Annotated in this window: 25 protein-coding genes; 12 read left to right on the top strand and 13 right to left on the bottom strand. The window is 61.6% G+C overall.

What is annotated here, in order from left to right:
- The first annotated feature begins 1 nt into the window (after nucleotide 1).
- The 5 genes from urtE (at nucleotide 2) to EEB13_RS06240 (ending at nucleotide 4203) form a co-directional block, all read left to right on the top strand.
- Entirely contained in the window at nucleotides 2–694 is a 693-nt protein-coding gene (gene urtE / locus EEB13_RS06220; protein WP_033235557.1) for an urea ABC transporter ATP-binding subunit UrtE, read from the top strand.
- Nucleotide 695: 1 nt separating this feature from the next.
- Nucleotides 696–1397: a GntR family transcriptional regulator gene (locus tag EEB13_RS06225; protein WP_141484849.1), complete on the top strand. Its 702-nt coding sequence runs from the start codon at nucleotides 696–698 to the stop codon at nucleotides 1395–1397.
- Nucleotides 1398–1500: 103 nt separating this feature from the next.
- Entirely contained in the window at nucleotides 1501–2490 is a 990-nt protein-coding gene (locus tag EEB13_RS06230; protein WP_045063958.1) for an LLM class flavin-dependent oxidoreductase, read from the top strand.
- Nucleotides 2491–2500: 10 nt separating this feature from the next.
- Nucleotides 2501–3673 carry an MFS transporter gene (locus EEB13_RS06235; RefSeq protein ID WP_141484850.1) on the top strand — a complete coding sequence of 391 codons (1173 nt, stop codon included), beginning with the start codon at nucleotides 2501–2503 and terminating at the stop codon, nucleotides 3671–3673.
- Nucleotides 3670–4203 carry a carboxymuconolactone decarboxylase family protein gene (locus EEB13_RS06240; protein ID WP_141484851.1) on the top strand — a complete coding sequence of 178 codons (534 nt, stop codon included), beginning with the start codon at nucleotides 3670–3672 and terminating at the stop codon, nucleotides 4201–4203. The genes EEB13_RS06235 and EEB13_RS06240 overlap by 4 nt, the downstream gene beginning before the upstream one ends.
- A gap of 7 nt (nucleotides 4204–4210) precedes the next feature.
- On the opposite strand, the gene EEB13_RS06245 is transcribed toward EEB13_RS06240, so the two are convergent.
- Nucleotides 4211–4786: a TetR family transcriptional regulator gene (locus tag EEB13_RS06245; protein ID WP_045063965.1), complete on the bottom strand. Its 576-nt coding sequence runs from the start codon at nucleotides 4784–4786 to the stop codon at nucleotides 4211–4213.
- A 68-nt stretch (nucleotides 4787–4854) separates the two neighbouring features.
- Here EEB13_RS06245 and EEB13_RS06250 point away from each other — a divergent pair, with 68 nt between their 5' ends.
- Nucleotides 4855–6453 (top strand): MFS transporter, encoded by a 1599-nt coding sequence (locus EEB13_RS06250; RefSeq protein WP_116101777.1) that lies wholly within the window; start codon nucleotides 4855–4857, stop codon nucleotides 6451–6453.
- Nucleotides 6454–6505: 52 nt separating this feature from the next.
- On the opposite strand, the gene EEB13_RS06255 is transcribed toward EEB13_RS06250, so the two are convergent.
- On the bottom strand, nucleotides 6506–7357 hold the full coding sequence (locus EEB13_RS06255) for an SDR family oxidoreductase (RefSeq protein ID WP_141484852.1): 852 nt from the start codon (nucleotides 7355–7357) through the stop codon (nucleotides 6506–6508).
- A gap of 118 nt (nucleotides 7358–7475) precedes the next feature.
- Here EEB13_RS06255 and EEB13_RS06260 point away from each other — a divergent pair, with 118 nt between their 5' ends.
- The gene (locus tag EEB13_RS06260; RefSeq protein WP_141484853.1) at nucleotides 7476–7889 is read left to right on the top strand and encodes a winged helix-turn-helix transcriptional regulator; all 414 of its coding nucleotides are present in this window, start codon (nucleotides 7476–7478) and stop codon (nucleotides 7887–7889) included.
- A gap of 42 nt (nucleotides 7890–7931) precedes the next feature.
- Here EEB13_RS06260 and EEB13_RS06265 read toward each other — a convergent pair whose 3' ends face one another.
- From EEB13_RS06265 to EEB13_RS06275, 3 genes are all read right to left on the bottom strand, one after another.
- Nucleotides 7932–8924: an iron-siderophore ABC transporter substrate-binding protein gene (locus tag EEB13_RS06265; RefSeq protein ID WP_141484854.1), complete on the bottom strand. Its 993-nt coding sequence runs from the start codon at nucleotides 8922–8924 to the stop codon at nucleotides 7932–7934.
- A 138-nt stretch (nucleotides 8925–9062) separates the two neighbouring features.
- A complete protein-coding gene (gene lpdA / locus EEB13_RS06270) occupies nucleotides 9063–10466 on the bottom strand; it encodes a dihydrolipoyl dehydrogenase (RefSeq protein WP_033235567.1) in 1404 nt (467 codons plus the stop codon).
- Between the two features lie 49 nt (nucleotides 10467–10515).
- Complete coding sequence (locus tag EEB13_RS06275; protein ID WP_141484855.1) at nucleotides 10516–11502, bottom strand: dipeptidase; 987 nt, start codon at nucleotides 11500–11502, stop codon at nucleotides 10516–10518.
- A 223-nt stretch (nucleotides 11503–11725) separates the two neighbouring features.
- Between EEB13_RS06275 and EEB13_RS06280 the strand changes: the two genes are divergently transcribed.
- The 3 genes from EEB13_RS06280 to EEB13_RS06290 all read left to right on the top strand — a co-directional run bounded on the left by EEB13_RS06280 (nucleotide 11726) and on the right by EEB13_RS06290 (nucleotide 16128).
- Entirely contained in the window at nucleotides 11726–12772 is a 1047-nt protein-coding gene (locus tag EEB13_RS06280; protein ID WP_092802266.1) for an alpha/beta hydrolase, read from the top strand.
- Between the two features lie 176 nt (nucleotides 12773–12948).
- Nucleotides 12949–13995 (top strand): alpha/beta hydrolase, encoded by a 1047-nt coding sequence (locus tag EEB13_RS06285; protein ID WP_033235570.1) that lies wholly within the window; start codon nucleotides 12949–12951, stop codon nucleotides 13993–13995.
- A gap of 81 nt (nucleotides 13996–14076) precedes the next feature.
- Entirely contained in the window at nucleotides 14077–16128 is a 2052-nt protein-coding gene (locus EEB13_RS06290) for a prolyl oligopeptidase family serine peptidase (RefSeq protein ID WP_261984451.1), read from the top strand.
- Between the two features lie 4 nt (nucleotides 16129–16132).
- On the opposite strand, the gene EEB13_RS06295 is transcribed toward EEB13_RS06290, so the two are convergent.
- The gene (locus tag EEB13_RS06295; RefSeq protein ID WP_033235572.1) at nucleotides 16133–16966 is read right to left on the bottom strand and encodes an alpha/beta fold hydrolase; all 834 of its coding nucleotides are present in this window, start codon (nucleotides 16964–16966) and stop codon (nucleotides 16133–16135) included.
- Nucleotides 16967–17010: 44 nt separating this feature from the next.
- The gene (gene ppk2 / locus EEB13_RS06300) at nucleotides 17011–17925 is read right to left on the bottom strand and encodes a polyphosphate kinase 2 (RefSeq protein WP_141484857.1); all 915 of its coding nucleotides are present in this window, start codon (nucleotides 17923–17925) and stop codon (nucleotides 17011–17013) included.
- A gap of 138 nt (nucleotides 17926–18063) precedes the next feature.
- Between ppk2 and EEB13_RS06305 the strand changes: the two genes are divergently transcribed.
- Nucleotides 18064–18267, top strand: coding sequence for a PspC domain-containing protein (locus EEB13_RS06305; protein ID WP_141484858.1), 204 nt, complete (start codon nucleotides 18064–18066; stop codon nucleotides 18265–18267).
- Nucleotides 18268–18335: 68 nt separating this feature from the next.
- On the opposite strand, the gene EEB13_RS31385 is transcribed toward EEB13_RS06305, so the two are convergent.
- The 5 genes from EEB13_RS31385 to EEB13_RS06320 all read right to left on the bottom strand — a co-directional run bounded on the left by EEB13_RS31385 (nucleotide 18336) and on the right by EEB13_RS06320 (nucleotide 20972).
- Complete coding sequence (locus tag EEB13_RS31385; RefSeq protein WP_165826256.1) at nucleotides 18336–18479, bottom strand: hypothetical protein; 144 nt, start codon at nucleotides 18477–18479, stop codon at nucleotides 18336–18338.
- A 59-nt stretch (nucleotides 18480–18538) separates the two neighbouring features.
- A complete protein-coding gene (locus tag EEB13_RS06310) occupies nucleotides 18539–18832 on the bottom strand; it encodes a hypothetical protein (protein ID WP_116101786.1) in 294 nt (97 codons plus the stop codon).
- A gap of 82 nt (nucleotides 18833–18914) precedes the next feature.
- Entirely contained in the window at nucleotides 18915–19058 is a 144-nt protein-coding gene (locus tag EEB13_RS31390) for a hypothetical protein (protein ID WP_165826254.1), read from the bottom strand.
- Between the two features lie 59 nt (nucleotides 19059–19117).
- The gene (locus EEB13_RS06315) at nucleotides 19118–19309 is read right to left on the bottom strand and encodes a hypothetical protein (RefSeq protein WP_045063985.1); all 192 of its coding nucleotides are present in this window, start codon (nucleotides 19307–19309) and stop codon (nucleotides 19118–19120) included.
- Nucleotides 19310–19529: 220 nt separating this feature from the next.
- Nucleotides 19530–20972 carry a wax ester/triacylglycerol synthase domain-containing protein gene (locus EEB13_RS06320; RefSeq protein ID WP_141484859.1) on the bottom strand — a complete coding sequence of 481 codons (1443 nt, stop codon included), beginning with the start codon at nucleotides 20970–20972 and terminating at the stop codon, nucleotides 19530–19532.
- A gap of 284 nt (nucleotides 20973–21256) precedes the next feature.
- On the opposite strand from EEB13_RS06320, the gene EEB13_RS06325 reads away from it, so the two are divergent.
- Entirely contained in the window at nucleotides 21257–22054 is a 798-nt protein-coding gene (locus EEB13_RS06325) for an IclR family transcriptional regulator (protein WP_033235790.1), read from the top strand.
- On the opposite strand, the gene EEB13_RS06330 is transcribed toward EEB13_RS06325, so the two are convergent.
- A complete protein-coding gene (locus tag EEB13_RS06330; protein ID WP_116101789.1) occupies nucleotides 22036–22587 on the bottom strand; it encodes a VOC family protein in 552 nt (183 codons plus the stop codon). The two genes, EEB13_RS06325 and EEB13_RS06330, sit on opposite strands and share 19 nt — an antisense overlap.
- Between the last annotated feature and the right edge of the window lie 22 nt (nucleotides 22588–22609).

Genomic DNA, 22609 nt, shown 5'->3' on the forward strand with positions numbered 1-22609 from the left:
CATGCTTGAAATCAAGGACGTCCGCGCCGGATACGGACGCACCGAGGTCATCCACGGAATCTCGCTCACCGTTCCGGGCAACGGTGTCGCCGCCGTCATGGGCCACAACGGCGCCGGAAAGACGACGTTGCTCCGAGCCGCTGTCGGGTTGATCAAACCGACCAGTGGAACGATCCTCCTGAACGGCGAAGACATCACGACGCTGCGCCCGAGCGCCCGCGTCACCCGCGGCCTCGCCTATGTCCCCCAAGGACAACAATCCTTCGGCCAACTCACCACGGCCGAGAACCTTCAGGTTGTCGCGGACGGCCGCAAACGCGGAAAGGCGCTGATTGCAGAAGCATTGGATATGTTTCCCGCGCTGACCACACTGCTCGACCGCCGAGCCGGCTTGCTGTCGGGTGGGCAGCGACAGCAACTCGCCATCGCCCGCGCCCTCATCACCGAACCGAAGATTCTGATCCTCGACGAACCCACCGAAGGCATCCAACCCAACGTCGTCGCCGAGATCGAACGCACCATCATCGACCTCACCAATCGCGGCGATCTCGGAGTCCTCCTGGTCGAACAGCACATCGGGTTCGCGCTCCAGTCAGCGCAGCACTACAGCGTTCTCGCGGCCGGTCATGTGACGTCGACCGGAGAGGGAGGCACTACATCCACCGATGCCGTCCGACGAGCGATGGCCATCTGACATGTCCGCCGTCGAACATTCGACCGGATCGCTGCGGGATCAGGTGTATCAGTCGATCCGGGCCGATCTGATGGCCGGGAAGATCACGCCGACGGAACGACTGAGCGAGGAGCGACTCGCGCAGATCTACGGAGTATCGAGAACTCCGGTGCGAGAAGCTCTGGCCCGCTTGCAATCCGACGGTATGGTTCAACGCGGCGAGCATGGGCTGTATCCGTATCGGCCACGCCTGGAAGATCTCAACGGATTGTACGAGCTACGAATATTGCTCGAACTGCAGGGAATTCGCCGAGTCATCGACACGGAGTACGCCCGTCACGACGCAGATATTCTGGGTGCTGAGCTCGAAAAGTGGTATGCGCTACGCACCCATTCACTCGAACCGGACTCCAGCTTTGTCACTCTCGACGAGGAGTTTCACACGGCACTACTTGTATCGGCCGGAAACCCCGCACTGACTGAGGCCTTGGCAACCGTCAATGCCAAAATCCGGCCGGTACGGATGTTCGACTACCTGACGCCGGCCGGGATCGAAGCGACGGTCGACGAGCACATCGCGATAGCTGAACTTGTTCTCGACAACAAGTTGCCACAAGCATTCGAGTCGTTGCGGGCGCACATCGACGACGGCAGGCTCGTGGTTGTCGAGCACGCGCGGCAGGCGTTGTCGTTGGCAGCACTGGCGAGTGCGGTTCGATACTGAAGGGCGCGTTTCGATTTTTCGGGTGGTGAGGAAATAGGAATGCACTCGCGGCGGTTGCACCTCACAACAACTGTTTTCTGCCGCCTCGAAAGGTGCCCACTTCATGTCGGTTCCACTCTCCATCCTCGATCTTGCGCACATCGGCCAGAACGAGACCGCCAAAGACAGCTTCGACGCCAGTGTCACGCTGGCGCAGCGAGCCGAGGAGTGGGGCTACCAGCGAATCTGGTACGCCGAGCACCACAACATGGGCTCCATCGCGTCGTCCGCGACCAGTGTCCTGATCGGCCACGTTGCAGCTCACACCACCAAGATCCGACTTGGCGCTGGTGGCATCATGCTCCCCAACCACGCACCGCTCACCATTGCCGAACAGTTCGGCACACTCGAGACACTGCACCCCGGACGCATAGATCTTGGCCTCGGACGCGCACCCGGCAGCGATCAGAAGACGATGCAGGCCCTGCGCCGCGACCCCAGTTCGTCCGACAGCTTCCCGCAGGATGTCCTCGAACTTCAGGGATATCTTGGCGACACCTCGCGCATTCCGGGCATCAGCGCGGTGCCAGGCAAGGGCACCCATGTCCCCCTCTACATCCTCGGTTCGTCACTGTTCGGCGCAAAACTTGCCGCGATGCTCGGCCTTCCCTACGCGTTTGCGTCACACTTCGCGCCTAACGCTCTTCGCGACGCCGTGACCATCTACCGCCGGGAGTTCAAGCCGTCGGAACAGTTGGCGGAGCCGTACGTGATCGCGGGCGTCAATGTCATCGCCGCCGATACCACCGAGCAGGCTCAGCAAGAGTTCCTCGAATCCAAGCGCAACCGCGTCAGCTTGCTCCTCGGCCGTGGCCGCACGTTCACCGACGACGAGGCCGACATGTTGCTCGACTCCCCCGCCGGTCAACAGGTTCTGCAAATGGCCAGGTACAGCGCCGTCGGCACACCCGCAGAAGTCCGCACGTACCTGGACGAATTCACCGAGCATGCGCAGGCCGACGAGTTGATCACCGTCTCAACCGGCACCAACCGCGCCGCGTGGCTGCGCACGTTCGAACTACTCGCCGACGTCAGCAACCTGGTGCCCGCCTAAGCTGCGGGGCATGGGCGATCCATCCCGTCGCGGGTTCATCTCGGTACTTGCCGTACTTCTGTCGACGGGGTGGGCCGCCAACCACTTTGCCTCCCTCATCCCGGTACTGCGGGAACACGAGGGACTCTCGCACGCCGTTCTCGACGGCGTGTTCGGCATCTACGCGCTGGGTCTGCTGCCCGGACTGTTGACCGGTGGTGTGCTGTCCGATCGTGTCGGACGAGCAGCCGTTGTCCTGCCGGGAGCTCTGGTGGCGTCGCTGGGCACAGTATTTCTCTTGCTGTGGCACAACACTTCCGGCCTCCTGGTTGGCCGTCTTGTGGTCGGCGTCGGCGCCGGTCTGGCAATCGGCGCCGGCACAGCCTGGGCCGCTGATCTGCGTGGCAAAGCCGGAACCGTGATGGCCGGCGTTGTCCTCACTTCCGGTTTTGCCTTGGGTCCCTTGTTCTCCGGCCTGATGGCCCAGTTCGCGGCCTTTCCTTTGGCCACGCCCTTTGTCGTCTCGGCGCTGCTGTCCGTCTGTTCCGTTGCCGCCGCGGCGATGTGGAGTCGAACACGGACCTCACCTTCGGCAGCGCTCCCGTTACCGGCCGACGGGGAACGATCCGTCCGCTCGGCCTTGATCTGGGCGCTACCGCTCGCGCCCTGGGTGTTTGCCAGTGCGACAGTCTCATTCGTGACGATGTCCGCGCGACTAGGCGATCGATACTCCGGACCACTACTCCCCGGAATAGCCGCAGCACTCACACTCGGCGCGGGCATCATCGTTCAAACCATTGCCCGTCATCGTGATTGGGGCAGGCAGGCCGGAAGCGCCGGTGCCGGATCAGCCGCGCTCGGATACTGCCTCGTCGCAGCCGGCGGAGCCCACCCGCCACTTGCCCTGTTTGTCGTGTGCGCCCTCACGCTCGGAACCGCATACGGCCTGTGCTTGCGTAGCGGTCTCCTCGACCTCGAAACCCTTGCGCCACCGGCAGCCCGCGGAACATTGACGGGCATCTTCTACGTCGGCACGTACCTCGGCTTCGGACTGCCGGTCTTGCTGGTTGTCCTCGAACCGAGCCTGGGACCGTCGATACCGATGCTCGTTCTCGCGGCACTTGCCGCGCTGGTTGCCGCAATCCGATTCCGGGCAGTGTTAGCGTCGTACCAGCCCACGACACTCGAGGAGTACGCGTCATGACCGCACGCATCCAGCCAGGCCGATTCAAAGAACTTGGCCCGATCAACTGGGGAATCTGGCGTGTCCTCTCGAAAGCCGCGGGCGCACCGGACGCACACCTGTTCAGCACGTTAGGTCGGACCGGCGGCCTGTTCCGAGGTTGGCTGCACTACTCCGGGTCACTGATGCCCGGCGGCAGGATCTCACGCCACGACACCGAACTGATCATCCTGCGCGTCGCACACCTGAGGCAGTGCGACTACGAAATGGATCACCACATCAGGCTCGGCCGAAAGGCTGGAATCGACGCCCAGGAGCTTGCCCGAATTATCGAGGGCCCCAACGCTTCCGGGTTGAGTTCTCGTCACCACGCGATCTTGACCGCGGTCGACGAGTTGGTCACCACCAAAGACGTCACCGACGTGACCTGGAACATGTTGTCCCAGCACCTCGACGACCGTCGGCTCATCGAATTCACGTTGCTGGTCACCCAATACGACGGCTTGGCTACCACTATCGCGACGTTGCGCGTCCAACGCGATTTTTCGTAGCCGGCCATCAGGGTTTGCAAATACGAATTGTCGCTTCCCGCACCACTTCACGGCGGCGCGCGAGTTCCTGCGCGTCCACGGATTGATTGTCGATGATGCCGGGTGCGACCACCCAAGCAAAGACGAGGCCGAAGATCAAGGTAATGAGGTCTTCCGGATTCCAGTGCGCTGCGATGCCGCCGTCGTCCTGAGCCTTGCGGATCGCAGCCATCCGCGGGAGCCAACTGGAGTGCTCTTCGGCTTGCTTACGCATCCGCGGGCCTTCACCTTGCAGTTGGCCCCAGATCATCATGCGCTGGATGTGCGGCTTTCGGGTCATGGCATCGAACAATTCGACAGCATGCTGCGGTATGTCCCCGCCCACCCACTCCACGCATTCCATGGCTTCGACAAAATCGGCGTCGAGCACAGCGTGAAAGAGCGCCACCTTGTCACCGAAGTACGCGTAAAGCCGTTCCTTGCTGGCGTTGCCGTTCTTCGCGATGCGATCGATCCGTGCGCCGGCGAGTCCGTAGGTGCCGAATTCTTCTAGCGCTGCGTCAAGGATTCGCTGCTTCGTTGCGGTCACATCTGTGGGAGCCATAGTGATTATCGTAACCGAACGAACTATTTCGTTTGACTCTCGAAGAAGCGCTCACTTACCTTGTAACGATGACCACCACTGACGTCGAAAGCGGCGCAACGCCGCCGTCTCCGGCGATCTCCGAAAACCCGAATCATCAACGACGTTGGCTGGTGCTCTGCATCGTCGCGTTTGCACAACTCATGGTGGTGCTCGACGGCACCATCGTCTCCATCGCCCTGCCCGCCGCGCAGGCAGAACTCGGAATCAGCGACCTCGATCGCGCCTGGGTTGTCACCTCGTACGCGCTGGCATTCGGCGCACTGCTTCTGCTCGGTGGCCGCATCGCCGACTACTGGGGACGTAAGCGTTCCTTCATCGTCGGCATGGCCGGCTTTGCCGTGGCGTCAGGCATCGGCGGGATCGCCCAGTCCGGTATCGAACTCTTCATCGCCCGCGCCGGGCAGGGTGTCTTCGCGGCACTGCTCGCGCCCGCCGCGCTCTCGATGCTCACCACCACCTTCATCGGAGAAAAGGAGCGCGCCAAGGCTTTTGCCGTCTACGGCGCGATTTCCGGTGGTGGCGCAGCGATCGGCCTGCTGCTCGGCGGCGTCCTGACTCAGTACGTCGACTGGCGCTGGTGCCTGCTCGTGAACATCCCGATCGCGCTCATCGCGATTGCTGCTGCCGTCCCGATCGTCAAGGAAACCAAGGCACACGGCGACACGAGCTACGACCTTCCCGGCGCCGTCCTCATCGCACTCGGACTCGGATCCCTGGTCTACGGATTCACGCGCGCCGAGCACGGGTGGGGTCAGACCGATACCCTCCTGTTCATCGCTTTGGGCTTGGTCTTCCTGGCACTGTTCGTGGTCGTCGAGAGTCGTAGCAAGAATCCGCTTCTGCCACTGAGCGTTCCGTGGCACCGCGACCGCGGCGCCGCACTGATCGGGTCCATGCTCGTCGGCGCAGCGCTTCTCGGCGGCACGTTGTACCTGACGTTCTACCTGCAGATCGTGCTCGGATTCAGCCCCGTCATGGCCGGCGTCGGCTCGCTGCCGATGGCCTTCTTCATCGTGCTTGCATCCACCGCCGCCGCCCAGCTGTCCACCAAGATCGGCCCCAAGCCGCTCATGGTTGCCGGCCCCCTGGTTGCCGCAGTCGGACTGCTCATGCTCACCCAGATCGAGGTCCACAGCTCCTACTGGACCCACGTGTTCCCGGGTCTTGCCATCTTCGGTTTCGGTTTGGGCCTGCTGATGGTGCCCATGCAGAACCTTGCACTGATCGGTGTTCCCGACCACGACGCCGGCGCAGCCAGCGCCCTCGTCAACGCAACGCTGCAGATCGGCGGCGCACTGGGAACCGCACTCTTCACCACGATCTACGCGTCGGCCAAGTCTGCATTCACCACCGACAACGCGGCGCCGATCCCCCCGGAAGGCATTCCAGTCGACATGTCGAACGCGACCGTTCCGACCGGCGACGAATTGGCTCTGCTCCCCCAGCCGGTTCAGGACTTCATCGCCTCGATGACCGACTACGTCTTCGGCGCCGAGGTCTCCGGATACACCGCCGCATTCGGTTGGGCGGCAATCCTGTTGGCGATCATCGCACCCGTTGTCGTAGTGCTCGTCCGCGCCAAGAAGGGCGACCTCCCCGCTGAGGGCGCAGTCCATATGGGGTAAACCCCTGTGCGCCTTTCTGGTAGTTCCCGCTACCAGAAAGGCGCACCGGCGGTTACGCCTTCTTCAGAACCTCAGCCACCGGCGTGCTGGCGCGGCCGATCAACTTCTGCAGATCACCGGACTCGGTGTCCAGCGCTCCCTTGGCGATTGCAGCGTCGGAATCCGCGAGAATCTCTGCGACTGGGGCAGGCAGTCCGACGCTCTCGAGAATGCCCTTGTATGCCTCCTCCGGCACGAACTGATACACGACAGGCTTGCCGGCAAATTCGCTGACCTTCTCCGCGAACTGGGCGTACGTCAGACGCTCGTCGCCGCCCAATTCGTAGACTGCGCCTTCGTGGCCGTCCGTGGTGACGACAACTGCGGCAGCGTCGGCGTAGTCGGCTCGCGCTGCAGCGGCGATCTTTCCGTCAGCGCCCGCTCCGGCCACTGCGCCGCGCTCGATAACGCCGGCCAGGTCATTGAGGAAGTTCTCCCAGTACCAACCGTTGCGCAAGAGTGCGAACGGAATTCCACTCGCGGCAAGCACATCTTCGGTTGCCTTGTGCTCGGCTGCGAGCTTCATCGGCGTATCCTGAGCGTCCAAAATGCTTGTGTACGCGATGAATCCGACGCCCGCAGCCTTTGCCGCGTTGATGATGTTTGTGTGCTGCGCAAGCCGCTGGCCCACCTCACTGCCCGAGATCAGCACCACTTTGTCGACGCCGGCAAAGGCTGCTTCCAATGCGGTGGCGTCGGTGTAGTCGGCCTTGCGAACCACCACGCCGCGGGCTGCGAGATCCGCCGCCTTCTCCGGATTACGAACCACGGCGACGATGTCCGACGCGGGTGTTCCCCGCGTGATCAGTGCCTCGACAACAAGTTGTCCGAGGTTTCCCGTTGCTCCGGTGACTGCGATGCTCATGCGAACTCCCGTTTTAGGTTGAAGCGTAAATGTGCTCTGCAACCATCATGCACTAATTATTCGTAAGTGCAACCCGGAAAGTTAGCGCTATCGGTATGTTTAGTAGTAACCTGGGGACATGACCAGCACCGATACCCCTGCCTGTGCTGCCGAAACAGATCAGGATCCCACCCTCGAGGCCGATGTGTTCGCTCGCGGATGCAATTCTCGGGCAGCGCTCCAGAACGCAACCGGCCGCTGGGGCGCACTTGCATTGGCAGCACTCCACGAAGGCCCGTACCGGTTCAGCGCACTACGTCGACGCGTCGACGGCGTCAGCGAGCGCATGCTCTCGCAGACCCTGCAGACACTGGAGCGGGATGGTTTCGTGCACCGTGAAGTGCTCGAAACCATCCCGCCCAAAGTGGAATACAGCCTGACCGAACTCGGCGCAGACGTGGCCGGCAAGATCACCGCCCTGATCGAATTGCTCGAATCCCGCGTGCCGACAATCATTGCGTCACAAGAGTCTTACGACGCCCGCAATCAGTGACGCCCGCAATCAGGGAGGCCCGCAATCGGTAAAGCCTGAGAGTCAGTCGAGCGCCCCCGAAAGCTGAGCGATGAACTCGTCGAACGCATACGGGACGCTCAAGACCGTCGGCGCTGACGTTGCCATCGCGTAGTCCATTCCGACGAGGCGAACGATCCGGCCGTTCGACACCGAGGTCATGTTGGCAAACGGACCGAAGGCCATCAGCTTGTCGAGATTGGTGCCGTCGGCGTCAACCAGAATGAAGACGTCCGCGTCGAGGGTTTCGATGGACTCCATCCCCACGGACACCGAACTGTCGCCCGACGTGCACACCGCGTCGACCCCGGGCGAGGTCTTCAGCCCGAGCTGACCCAGCAGACGGATGCGAGGATCGGTGTTGCAGAACACGATCAGGCCCTCGTCGGTGCGCATCGCGTATGTTGCCGTCTTGCCCTCGAACTGCGGATGTTCGGCGGCTTGCCGCTCGAAATACGCTCCGGTGTCGTCGATCAACTCCTGTGCGCGTGCGGGCTGCCCGAGCGCTGCACCGATCATGCTCATCTGCTTGTCCCAGGCGGTGTCCCAGGGCTGATCGGGAAATGCGACGGTGGGCGCGATGTCACTGAGTCGCTGATATTTCTCCGCGGTGATCCCCGAATACACGGCCAGGATCAGGTCGGGATCGAGGGCAAGGATCTGCTCGAACGGCACATCCGGATTGGTGGTCATCAGAACCGGCGTCGCGCCGTTCAACAGTGAAGCGTCCCAAGGCAATATGTTGTTCTCGACACCGTCGCCCGAGAAGCTCTCCATCGCGACGGGCACCTTGTTCAGGGCAAGCACCGAATCTTGGCTGCTCCATCCGATGGTCACGATCCGCATGGGTTCGGCATCGATCGTGGTCGAACCGTAGGCGTGGTCGACTGTCACCGGAAAGGCGCCGGCTTCGGCGGATGCCGTCGAAGCCGCGGTCGACTCGGTACCGGCCGAGCTTCCACACGCGGCGAGACCGAGAGCCAGAGCGGCCGCGAGCAGTACACAACGAGTTTTCATGTTTCGGGACGCTAGTGCGCCGTCAGCTCAGACCTGGACTCGAAGTCGCGATCTGGCGTATTGGCAATACAAAAAGGCCCGTGCGCCTTTCTGGTTGCGTGAGCTACCAGAAAGACGCACGGGGGCCGCAGGCCCTACCTAGAAGTTGATCATGTGGCCGGCGAGGCCGTGGATCGCTTCCTGCAGCGCCTCACTGAGCGTGGGGTGCGTGTGGACGTTGCGTGCCAACTCGTTGACCGTGAGGTCCCATTTCTGGGCCAGGGTCAGCTCGGGCAGCAGTTCCGAGACGTCCGGTCCGATGAGGTGTCCACCGAGCAGTTCGCCGTGTGTGGTGTCGGCGATCAGCTTGACGAAACCGGTCGGGTCACCGAGACCGTGGGCCTTGCCGTTGGCAGCGAACGGGAAGTTCGCGACCTTGATGTCGTAGCCCTCGGCCTTGGCCTGCTCCTCGGTCAACCCGAAGGACGCGACCTGCGGCTGGCAGAACGTCGCACGCGGCATCATCCGGTAGTCACCGAGCGTCTGCGTGTCTGCGCCGCCGATGGTCTCGGCTGCAACGACGGCCTGCGCCTCCGCGACGTGTGCAAGCTGCAGCTTGGCGGTGACGTCACCGATGGCGAAGATGTTCTCGACGTTGGTGCGCATGTAGTCGTCGATCGCGATGGCGCCGCGGTCGGTGAGGGCGACGCCGGTGTTCTCGAGGCCGAAGCCCTCCACGCGCGGTGCAAAGCCGACGGACTGCAGAACCTTGTCCACGACCACGGTTTCGATCTCGCCGGACTTGTTGTCCTTGATCGAAACGCTGACCTTGCTGCCGTCGTCACTGATGGACTGGACAGCGGCGCCGGTCTTGATGGTGACGCCGAGCTTCTTGTACTGCTTCGCGATTTCCTTCGAGACGTCGGCGTCCTCGTTGGGCAGTGCCCGGTCGAGGAACTCCACGATCGTCACGTCGACGCCGTAGTTCTTGAGGACGTAACCGAACTCCATGCCGATGGCGCCGGCGCCGACGATGAGGATCGAGCCCGGCAGGTCGCGGGTGAGGATCTGCTCTTCGTAGGTCACCACGTTCTCGCTCAGCGAGGTGCCCGGCAGCAGCTTGGTGTAGGAACCGGTGGCGATGATCGCGTTGTCGAACGTGATCGTCTCGGTGCCTCCCTTGCTGAGCTCGACGTTGATGGTGTTGGCGTCGGCGAACGTGCCTTTGCCGTCGAATTCGGCGATCTTGTTCTTCTTCATCAAGAAGTGGATGCCCTTGACTCGCCCGTCGGCAACCTTGCGGCTGCGATCGAAGGCCGAGCCGAAATCGAAGGACACGTCTCCGGACATGCCGAACGTCTTCGCTTCTTTTGTGAAGATGTGCGCGAGTTCGGCATTGCGGAGAAGCGCCTTGGACGGGATGCAGCCCACGTTCAGGCACACACCGCCCCAGTACTTCTGCTCGATGATGGCAGTGCTCAGGCCCAGTTGTGCCGCGCGGATAGCAGCGACGTACCCACCGGGGCCGGCTCCGAGGACAACGACGTCATAGTGTGAGGTCACGATGTAACAGGGTAGTCCTGCATCGTTTTCCTGTCCCCGGATGGTCGCCTTACCGGCCAGTAGACCAAACTTCTGCAGCAACTCGGGCGAAATTTCCGCCGTAGATCGCTTCGATCGAGGACTCGTCGAAACCGCGCCGACGCAGAACGACGTCCAAGGTGAGGGTGTCTTCCGGCGGAACCCACTGCAGCGGTCCCCACGCGGTGTACGCCTCGGAGAACGACGCCGCGTGATTGTGTATCTCGTCGAGGAAGTCCTCCGCGTCGAACGAATAGTCCGAACCGATCCCGACGTGATCGACACCGACGAGTCCGACGGCTTCCTCGATGTGATCGGCCATCGCCTCGAGCCTGGCTTTGTTGTCGTCGGGGCCGTTGACGCCGAGGAAGATTCCCACGCCGTTGATCCCGATAACTCCGCCGGTGTCGGCACACGCCTTGGCCTGATCGTCGGTGATGTTTCGGGGGTGCTCCCACATTCTGCGGAGATTCGAATGGCTGTAGATCATGGGACGTGTCGTGGCAGCGGCCAGATCCAGACCGGTCCGGGTCGAGCAGTGCGAGCCGTCCACCATCATGCCGACGCGGTTCATCTCGGCCACGAGTTCGCGGCCGTACGCAGTCAAGCCTGTGTCGACGGCGTCGAGGCACCCACAGCCGGCGGCGTTGACGTGGTTGTACGTCGGCAACATCGACCGCACGCCCAGATCGTAGAAGTACGCGATGTTGTCGGGATCGCCGTCCAGTGGGTTGGAATCCTCGAGGTCGAATGCCAGCGCGATTCCGCCGGATCGCTGCACGTCGGCAACATCGAGAATCGTCGAGACCGGTGTGATTTCCGGATACTCGACGCGCGCCTGCCAGGCAAAACTCTTGACCAGGGCGGTTGAATCCGCACGTGTGTGCGGCGCGTAGCCGACATTGACCGAAACGTAACTGCCCTCAGGCCGCCGGTACCGCAATAGCTCCGCAATAGAGGCATTGGACTGCAACGGCAAGCAGCAGTGCTGTTCCCAGATCGGATATGTCCGGTTCACCCGTTGAGCATATAGGTAAACAGCCAGGTCAATTCGAAACTGGTCAATCGTTCAGCAAATCTTCGGTTCACTGGCGAATAGCGCGCCGATGCTGTAGAAAGATCAAGACTTGCACGCTCTATATGCGTCGGGATGCAAAAACCCATACGGAGAAGTGTCGACGAAGGATCGTTCCACCCGGGGCGGATCTACAAGGTAATTCAGGTGGAGGGTTCTTAAGCCTATGCGTTCTCGTACATTCAAGCGCGGCCGTGTGGTCGCCGCGATTGCAGCGGTGTCCGTGCTGCCGATGCTTGTCAGTCCGGCCATGGCTTCTGCCGGTGGTGACACCGCTGGAACTCGTACCGCTCCCGCAGCGTATTCGACGGATTCGTACCTCGCGAGCCGCACCGACAACGGCCGCAAGTCCACGATCACCGTGTACTCGCCGTCGATGGGTCGCGACATTCCCCTCGAGGTCATCCTTCCGGCTGACACGAGCGAACCGCGTCCCACGCTCTACCTCCTCAACGGAGCAGGCGGCGGCGAAGACCGCGCGACCTGGCAGCGTCAGACCGATGTCATGGATTTCTTCAATGACAAGAACGTCAACGTCGTCACCCCGATCGAAGGCGCATTCAGCTACTACACCGACTGGGTTAATGAAGACCCGGCTCTCGGTGTTCAGAAGTGGCAGACGTTCCTGACACAGGAACTCCCGCCCGTCATCGACGCAGAGTTCAACACCAACAAGGTGCAGTCGATCTCCGCGATCTCCATGACCGCCACCTCCGTGCTGAACCTCGCGATCGCAGCCCCCGGCCTCTACAAGAGCGTCGGCGCGTTCAGTGGTTGCGCCGAGACCAGCACCCCGGTCGGCCAGAGCTCCATCGAACTGGTTGTCGGCATGCGCGGCGACGCGGATGTCACCAACATGTGGGGCCCGCTCGACGGACAGGGCTGGATCGACAACGACCCTGTTGTCAACGCCGAGAAGCTCCGCGGCACCGAGCTGTACGTCTCCACCGGCTCCGGTCTGCCCGGCCCGCACGACACCCTCGCCAACGAGGCAGTCGACGGCCAGGTCGGCGTGTTGGCCAACCAGATCATCGTCGGCGGCATCATCGAGGCAGCGGTCAACTACTGCACCCACAACCTCGCGTACCGCTTGAACGAACTGCAGATCCCGGCAACGTTCGACTTCAAGCCCACCGGCACCCACTCGTGGGGCTACTGGCAGGACGATCTCCACAACTCGTGGCCGATGATCGCCAACTCCATGGGCGTCTGACACCACCAGCTTCAAGCACTCGACCCCGCTCTCCTCGACTTGGAGAGCGGGGTTGTGTGCTACATGGATGCTGGAACCATCAAACGCTCCCCTGACCATGGCAATTCTGGTTTACTGACCAGTGACATCGACCCCGGACACACGCCGGGGCACACGTAGTGGAGGTTTCAGATCGTATGGGCGCTCGTACATTCACGCGGGGACGTTTGGTCGCTGCAGTAGCGGCACTGTCCGTGATCCCGATGCTGATCAGTCCCGCCATCGCCTCCGCGGGCGGCGACTCATCCGGCACAACGGCACAAGCCACATCGGGTACCTCCGGTTCGTACCTCGCGAGCCGTAGCGACAATGGCCGCAAGTCCACGATCTCCGTGTACTCGGCGTCGATGGGTCGCAACATTCCGCTCGAGGTCATCCTCCCCGCAGACAACAGCGCACCGCGCCCGACGCTCTACCTCCTCAACGGCGCAGGCGGCGGCGAAGACTCTGCGACGTGGCAGCGCAAGACCGACGTCATGAACTTCTTCCAGGACAAGAACCTCAACGTCGTCACCCCGCTCGAAGGCGCGTTCAGCTACTACACCGACTGGGTCAACGACGATCCCGAACTCGGCCGTCAGAAGTGGCAGACGTTCCTGACACAGGAACTCCCTCCCGTCATCGACGCCGAATTCAATACCAACAAGGTCCAGTCGATCTCCGCGATCTCCATGACCGCCACCTCGGTTCTCAATCTCGCAATCGCGGCCCCCGGCCTGTACAAGAGCGTCGGCGCGTACAGCGGTTGCGCCGAGACCAGCACTCCGGTCGGCCAGGGTGCTATTCAGCTGGTCACCGGCATCCGTGGTGGTGCTGATATCGCGAACATGTGGGGCCCGGTGGGCAGTCAGGGTTGGATCGACAACGACCCTGTTGTCAACGCCGAGAAGCTCCGCGGCACCGAGCTGTACGTTTCCACCGGGTCGGGTCTGCCCGGCCCGCACGACACCCTCGCCAACCCTGCGATGAACGGTGAACCCGCCAATCTGGCCAACCAGATCATCGTGGGCGGCCTCATCGAGGCAGCGGTCAACTACTGCACCCACAATCTGGCCTACCGTCTGAATCAGCTGCAGATCCCCGCGCAGTTCGACTTCAAGCCCACAGGTACCCACTCGTGGGGCTACTGGCAGGACGATCTCCACAACTCGTGGCCGATGATCGCGCGTTCGTTGAACGTCTGAGTCCGCACTTTCGACCCCGCTCCCACTGCCTTTCGGGAGCGGGGTCGAATGCTGTCGGCGGGGAGCAGTAAGAATGGAGCCATGACATCCGATCAGAACTCCCCCGTCGACAGCGATCCGTACCTCTGGCTCGAAGACGTCACGGGTGACGCTGCTCTTGATTGGGTGCGTGCGCACAACGCCGTCACCGAAGCGCAACTCGCAACCGGTGAGCGCTTCGAGCAGATGCAATCGGATGTCCGCGAGGTCCTCGACACCGACGCTCGCATCCCGTACGTGCGTCGCCGCGGTGAGTATCTGTACAACTTCTGGCGCGACGGCACCAATATTCGTGGATTGTGGCGACGGACCACGCTCGAGCAGTATCAAAGCGACAACCCCGAGTGGGACGTGTTGGTCGACCTCGACGCGTTGGCCGAAGCCGAGGGCGAGAACTGGGTCTGGAAGGGCACACAGTTGCTGCGCCCCCACCGCGATCGCGCCTTGATCAGTTTGTCGCGCGGTGGAGCCGACGCCGCAGTGGTTCGCGAATTCGACATGGAGACACGACAATTCCTCTCTCCTGATGGACCCGATGCAGGTTTCTACCTTCCCGAGGCCAAGACCGACATCGACTGGATCGACATCGACACCGTGTATCTCGGAACCGATACCGGGCCGGGATCACTCACCGATTCCGGTTACCCCCGTCTCGCACAGCGATGGAAGCGCGGCACTCCCCTCTCCAGCGCCGAAACGCTGTACGAGGGCGAAAGCACCGACGTCGCGATTTCCGCATCACATGATCCGACGCCTGGCTTCGAGCGGGACTTCGTCACCCGCTCCGTCGATTTCTACAACTCACGACGGTTCCAGCTCACCCTCGACGACGAACTCGTTCTGATCGACACACCCGAAGACGCCGGCATCTCGATTCACCACGAGTGGTTGCTGATTCGCACCAAATCGCCGTGGACGGTCGAGGGCACCGAGTACGCGACGGGCACCTTGCTGGCCGCTCGGTACGAGGATTACCTCGCGGGCGCTCGCGAACTCACGGTCCTGTTCGAGCCAGACGATCATTCGTCGCTCGACCACTACAGCTGGACCCGCGATCATCTGATTCTCGTCGTTCTGACCGACGTCCGGACCACCCTGCGCATCCTGACTCCCGGCGACAACGCTTGGGATGAAAGGCCTTTCGAGGGCCTGCCCGAGCTCACCACCATCGAAATCCTGGACACCGATCCCGATTCCGGCAACGAGTACTTCCTCAACGCCAGCGGATACACCTCGCCGGCAACGCTGTTGCACGGAGTCATCGGGGAATCCGAACCCACAGTTGTCAAGTCTGCGCCCGCATTCTTCGATGCCACAGACATTGTGACGCAACAGTTCTTCGCGACATCCGCCGACGGCACCCAGGTCCCGTACTTCGTGGTCGGCGCAGAAGGCAGCAAGCCGGGCCCCACCCTTCTCTACGGTTACGGCGGATTCGAGGTGTCGCTGACGCCGTCGTACAGCGGTTCCATCGGGCGGGCCTGGCTCACTCGCGGCGGCACGTACGTCGTGGCCAACATCCGCGGCGGCGGCGAGTACGGGCCAGGTTGGCACACACAGGTTCTCAAGTCCGGACGCCACAAGGTGCACGAGGATTTTGCGGCTGTCGCTCGCGATCTGGTCGACCGCGGCATCACCACACCGGAATTGTTGGCCGCCCAGGGTGGTAGCAACGGCGGATTGCTCATGGGCATCATGCTCACCAAGTACCCAGAGTTGTTCGGCGCCATAGTCTGCCAGGTTCCGCTCCTCGACATGCGACGGTTCCATCTCCTCCTGGCCGGCGCATCCTGGATGGCGGAGTACGGCGACCCCGACAACGCTGACGAGTGGTCTTTCATCTCGCAGTACAGCCCGTATCAGAACATCGACGCGGACGGCTCGTACCCGCCGATCCTCATCGCGACGTCCACTCGCGACGACCGCGTCCACCCAGCGCACGCTCGCAAGATGGCCGCGCGCCTGGAGGAACTGGGCAAGCCGGTGCTGTACTTCGAGAACATCGAAGGCGGGCACGGCGGCGCCGCGGACAACGCGCAGTTGGCCTACAAGACCGCGCTGACCTACGAATTCCTGTGGCAGAAGTTCAGCTGACTGATCAGCGGTCGCGCAGCCAGGCGACGATGCACTCGGTCACAGCATCCGGTTTCCGGATCCAGCCGTTGTGACCGAGTGGTTCGTCGACGTGCACCATCGTCACCTGTGAGCCGGTGAGCTTGTCCACCAAGTTCTTTGCGGATCGACGCGGAGCAAGGTCGTCGCCGTCGATGGTGACGGACAGGACCGGCAGGTTCAGGCGGGCGATCCGCTCCTCGTAATCGATGTCCGCGCCGACGGGTTCGATGGTGCCGGTGCGCGCAAATCTGGCCCAGTCGGTGATCAACACTTTCGACTGCCGCCCGAAGCCGCCTACGCTCAGGCGATCACCGGGCCAGAACCCGGCGATGTTGGCTGTCACCGACATCGCCGACGAACCCAGATACAACCCCGGAGCGCGAATGCCCGGGAAGCCCCGGTGGTACGGCGAACCGGACGCCACCAGGATCAACCCGCCGAGGCGTCCGCGAATCCTCGCTGCGTACATCGTCCCTAGCTGACCACCCATGCTGTGACCGAGCAGGAATGGTGTACTCGCTGGGAACCTTTCGCGCACCACTTCGAAGGTGGCGGGGAAATCTACCGACACCAACTCCTGATACCCGAAACTCGACGACGCACTTGGTCGCGGCCGGCTGTCGCCTTGGCCACGCAATTCCCCGATCGCCGCGTTGAACCCCGCGGTGACCAACGCTTCGGCCACCGGATCGTAGAACCCAGCAGGCACACCGAGACCGGGAAACATCACGACAACGGGAGCGTCGTCGACCGGTCCCGGAAACAGGCGGATCGGAGTGACGGTTCCATCGGGAAGTTGGATCGGCACGGTCTCCATTCGTCTCACACTAACGACCGCGACGGCGCCGGTCAGCAGTCTTGCTATTCCAGGCTGCCCACAACCAGCGGATCAGGCGTTCCGACGATGTCGTGATCCTTGTTGTCGTAGTCGAACTGGCTGAGGACATGCCGCATCGCATTGATCCGCGCGCGCTTCTTGTCGTTGCTCTTGATGACGGTCCACGGAGCGGTCTCCGTGTCGGTGAAGCGGATCATTTCTTCCTTCGCGGCGGTGTACGCATCCCACTTGTCGAGGGAGGCGATGTCCATCGGCGAAAGCTTCCACTGCCGAACGGGATCCACCTGCCGAATCGCGAACCGCGTCCGCTGCTCGAGCGGTGAGACGGAGAACCAGAACTTGATGAGGCTGATGCCGTCGTCGACAAGCATCTGCTCGAATAACGGCACCTGCCGCAGGAAACGCTCGTGTTCCTCGTCCGTGCAGAACCCCATGACACGCTCGACTCCGGCCCGGTTGTACCAGGAGCGATCGAACATCACGAGTTCGCCCGCAGCGGGAAGATGCTGCACATAGCGCTGGAAGTACCACTGCGTCGACTCTCGCACCGACGGCTTTTCCAGCGCAACGACGCGTGCGCCTCGCGGGTTCAGGTGTTCCATGAAGCGCTTGATGGTGCCGCCCTTGCCTGCTGCGTCGCGACCTTCGAACACGATCGCGTGGCGGGCACCGGTTTCTTTGGACCAGTTCTGCAACTTCAGGAGTTCGATCTGCAGCAGACGCTTGGCGATCTCGTACTCTTCGCGTGACATCCGAGAGTCGTACGGGTATCCCTCGCGCCACGTGTCGACCTCGAAACCGCCTGGTGCCGTGAGCAACACGGGATCGTCGTCGTCACTGTCGTCGACGGTGAATGCCGTCGTGTCAGTCAGGTCCACCGCACTCGACAGGTCGGCGAAGGCACTGAGAAAAGGACGGCGCTCTGCTATCTCGGTCATTCCCGACAGGCTAGCCGTCAACAGCAACCAGTTGGTGACGCCCTGATGAACGGGCGAATTCGATGCTCGGTGAAGATCAGGGATAGATGGGGGTGATTCCCGATGGTCGAAGTGGCCTGGTCAGGCCAGACTTGAACCATGACATTCGAGAGCAACACACCCCGCCCGTTCACCCGATCCACCGAAAACAAAATGCTCGCCGGAGTGTGCGGCGGGATTGCAGAATATTTTGGCGCCGACGTCAATCTGGTTCGCGTTCTGGCAGTAATTGCCGCCGTCTGCACCGGTGGAACTGCAGCCTTGGTTTATCTTGCAGCCTGGATGCTCATGCCATTGGGATAGCGCGCCCGTGAAAAGTATTGCGGGGCCCACGCATTTCTCGCGTGGACCCCACAATAAAAACTCTTGACCTATTTCGCGGCTTTGAGCGTTCCACCACTGAGTTCGGCAAGCGCGGTCAGGCCTTTGACAGCGATTTCGCTGACACTGCCTAGTCCCTGGCCGATAAGAGTTCCGACAGAACCCGCAGCATCCATCACGGAGCCTTCAATCATGTTTGTTCTCCTTCTATCCGCACAATTACGGGATGGTCAGATAATTCAGAACTGCAAGACTACGGAGCGACAACAGCGGGTGCGAAACTGATGGCGTCAAGAGATCCGGAGATCCCACCGAAGGTGTCACTCAACGAGCCGAACAAGTTGGCACCCAAGTTATCCAACCCTAACAGCACATTCACCAGTGCCTGAGTTGCGGTTTCGCCATTCTCCATAACATAACCGAGGATGTTTACCAGCGACCCCATTTTTAACTCCTCAACAGAAAACTTGCGAACATTGTCTATCAGCACGTTAGCGGCAAAACTGAAATTCAGTGGCGAAATGGAAAATTGTCTGTCAATCTCCATAATTAAGGTCAAATATGCAGGTACAGAGCATTTTGGGGCCCGCGCGACGTGCGCCCGGGCCCCAAAACCAAGCTCTTTTGTGCTACTTGGCGGCTTTCAGCGTTCCACCGCTCAGTTCGGCAAGAGCGGTGAGGCCCTTGACAGCAATATCGGCAACACTGCCCATGCCCTGGCCGATAATGGTGCCAACGGAACCCGCAGCATCCATGACGGATCCTTCAATCATGTTGTACTCCTAAATATCTGTTGAGTGAAGTGGATGTGCCAACTGCTCAGATTGCAGGATCAAGCTGGCGGGATAACTTCAGGCAGGAAACTAATCGTGTCGAGAGATCCGGAGATCCCTCCGAAGGTGTCACTCAGAGAGCCGAAGAGATTGGCACCCAAGTTATCCAATCCCATCAGCATGTTGAGAAGGCTCCCCAGCTGAGTGCCCATCCCGTCCGGTCCAAGAAGAATGTCCATCAAAGAACCCATGACTGAACTCCCTATCTAGAAGGATCCCCACTCGACCGCCAAAGAATCGGTTCCGGCGAAGGTTCACCGTTGATGTGTCGTCTACGACCTTAGTGTTAATCCTAGAACCTGTGTCCGAAATGAACGATTAACTCGATTTTCCCATTCTCGAAACAATTTACCGGACAAAATTCATTGCGATCCACAACAATTCCGGCCCGGCGGGCACCTGACCGGAAAATCATTCGACGGCGGGGACGTCGTACTCCACTGCCTGGCGCAGTTCGTCGAAACTCTCGCGCAGCAGCACGACATAGTGCTCCGGATCGGGCATCGCTCCGCGAGCGACGATGACGTTGAGCGTCAACGCGCCGCCGGCCGCGGCAATCAGGAAGTGGCGCAAAACATCTCCGTCAACCGGCGCCTGCCCACCCAACACGGCAACTGCGGGCGCACCGTCGAACACGTTTCCGTCGATCGTCACCGGGACATTACTGATCGTGGTGTGCTGCATGACCTCACGATCCGTATTCAGCTTGTTGAGGCGCCTGGCCAGCCCCGTCAAACGTAGTAACGGCGCAGGTGACGTCTCGATACGTGTGCTGAATTTCCGGACAGCGAGGTGCGAGCTACGCTCCTTGGCCACTTGCGCAGAATCCCGGATCCGGGTCAGTTTCTCGACCGGATCCGCAACGTCGGAGTGCAGATCGACGGTCAGGAGCGCGAGCTGATTGGCCGACTCCCATTCCGCAATCTGCCGCATCGAGCGCGGAACCATTGCCGCCAGAGGGCGTTCCGGCCGCTCGTCCTTCTCCTCGAGATACTTCTCGAGCGCCCCAGCCACCACCGTCAGGAAGATATCGTTCACCGTCACCCCTGGCACGGCGGCTCTGATCGCCTTGATGTCAGCACCGTCGAGCGTCACGAACTCCAGGGCCAGATCACCCTCCAAGACGTGATTGAAACGCGTCGGCGGACGGTCTGCGACGTACTTCGCCAACTCACCGGATTCCTCGGCCTGCGTGATCTCTTCTGCGGCTACCTTTGTCGCCGAGAGACCCTTCCCGAACCGGATCAGTTGTCCTGGGAACCCGAGGACACTGCGCCCCATCATCTCCACGAGCGGCAAACCCGATTCCCGTGCGGGTGCCTTGGGTTTTGCCGGCCCCGAGAACAATCGGTTGGTGAGGTTCCTGATCTCCAAACCGTCGCCGGCGCTGTGATGAGTTTTGAGCATGATCAGCGTCAGGTCACCGGGTAGATCGTCGATCCCGCTGATTCCCGTCATGACTTCCAACTCCCAGGGCGGCCGCGTCAGATCCATCGGCGCGCTCAGAGACTTGCCCAGCAACGCTCGCACCGGTGCCCACCCGGGCCCCGACGCCTTGTGCACCCGCACATGATCGTCGACATCGAAATCAGGTGCCGGCACCCAGTACGGATAGTCCAGGTCGAGCGGAACTCGCTGCACTCGGCTCGTGAACAGCGGCCAGTACCCGAACCGTTCCGAAATCCATCCAACCGCGTCGGCGTGTGTCATGTCGGCCAGCGGATGGCCCGCAGTGTCGAAGAAGTACGCGCACACCATATGACTGAGGTGGCCCTCGGACTCGTTGTAGATGAACTCCGCATCCCGCGGACCCAACTGAGCTACCCCGGTTGGCAACGAGTTCCGAAAGATCATGTGTGCCCCTCACATCCGACGCTGGAAGACTGTCCGGATTGTATCGGTCAGGTGTCCAAATATCCGGGGATTGCCCAGGCTTCTCCCCCGGACCTGAGTGCACACAAGTTCCTGGCGGCAGGCACAGCCCTCCGTCCACCCGATGAGTTGTGGGCAACCGTGCACGCGACACTCGACCGAGCCGTCGCAGTCCACTCCCGCTGGCTGGGCCGAACAATTGCCGACGCGAATCGGGCAACACTAAGGTGACTGCGATCACAGATTCGCGGCGAGGACAGGAGTTCATGGTGAGAACCACTCGCAAGGTGGACGATCCGGTGTCGGTTGTCGATCGAATTTCGGCCATCCTCGAAACCTTCGAGAACACAGGGCCACTCACGCTCGCCGAGGTAACTCAGCGAACGGGGATCCCTCGCTCCACCGCTCACCGCCTGCTCGAGCAACTCGTGACCAAACGGTGGATCACTCGGCAAGAACACCGATACGAACTCGGCAGCAAGTCGTACGAACTCGGCCAGTGGGCACTCAATCAGAACCGACTGCGCCATGGAGCGGTGCCCGTCTTGAACCGGCTAGCTCGTTCGACCGGGCTGACGGTCCATCTGGCGGCACTGAACAACAGTGACGTCTTGTACTTGGACCGCGTCCCTGGGCGAACGCCACTAGCACTCCCCAGCCGTGTGGGCTCGCGACTTCCCGCACACGTCACCGCCGTCGGCAAGGCAATTCTGGCCAATCTCGAACCAGACAAGATGCAGAGCATTACTCGCGCTCCGCTTCGCAAGACAACCCAGTACAGCATCGCGTCGCAAGAACACCTCTACACAGAATTGGATCGCGTCCGCGACCGCGGGGTAGCGATGGACCGCGAAGAATCAGTGCTCGGAATTGCCTGCGTGGCAACGTCAATCGGTCCACGCGATCACTACTACGGCAACCGCGCAGCACTCTCTGTCTGCGGACCCATCGACGACATGAAAATGAATCAACTCGTATCAACGGTGCGTATCGCAGCGCGCGATATCTGGGATACCTGCGTCGCAAACGATCTTCGCTCCAAGAATCAATTCGAAGCGTCCTGATTCTGTTCCTCCATGCGCCCCATGAGTTGCGCGTAAATCGCACGATCGGTGCGCGGACCACCAGGCGTCGAGGCGCCGTACCGTTCGATCTCGGCAGCAATATCCAGTGGACGTGTGTAGGCGACGCCAGGGGTGAGTTCACCGTCGAGTAGCCCGTCCGGCACAAGCCAGGTGACTTCGAATTCGATTCCGTCGGGGTCGCGACCGTACAGGGCCTTGGTCGCGGCGTGATTGGACGCTCCGCCGAGAGCATTCGCGGCCAGCATGCGATCGCGGCATTGCGCGAGTTCGCTCAACGTCTCGACCTCCCAGGCCAGGTGGTAGAGACCAACCGCGCCATCACGCGCACGCGGCGCGCTGGCTTGAAACAGCCCCAGGTCGTGATCGTTTGCCGAATTCGCGCCGCGCAGGAATGCTCCGCCGGGGAAATTCACGGGAAGCTTCTCGAATCCCAGTACATCGCAGTAGAACGACGCACTCCGCTCGACGTCGGAAACGAACAGCACCGCATGGTTCAGGCTTCGAATAGCCATTGTTCTCCCTCATCTATACACA

The organism is Rhodococcus sp. WS3 (assembly GCF_003797085.1).
GTDB lineage: Bacteria > Actinomycetota > Actinomycetes > Mycobacteriales > Mycobacteriaceae > Rhodococcus_F > Rhodococcus_F globerula.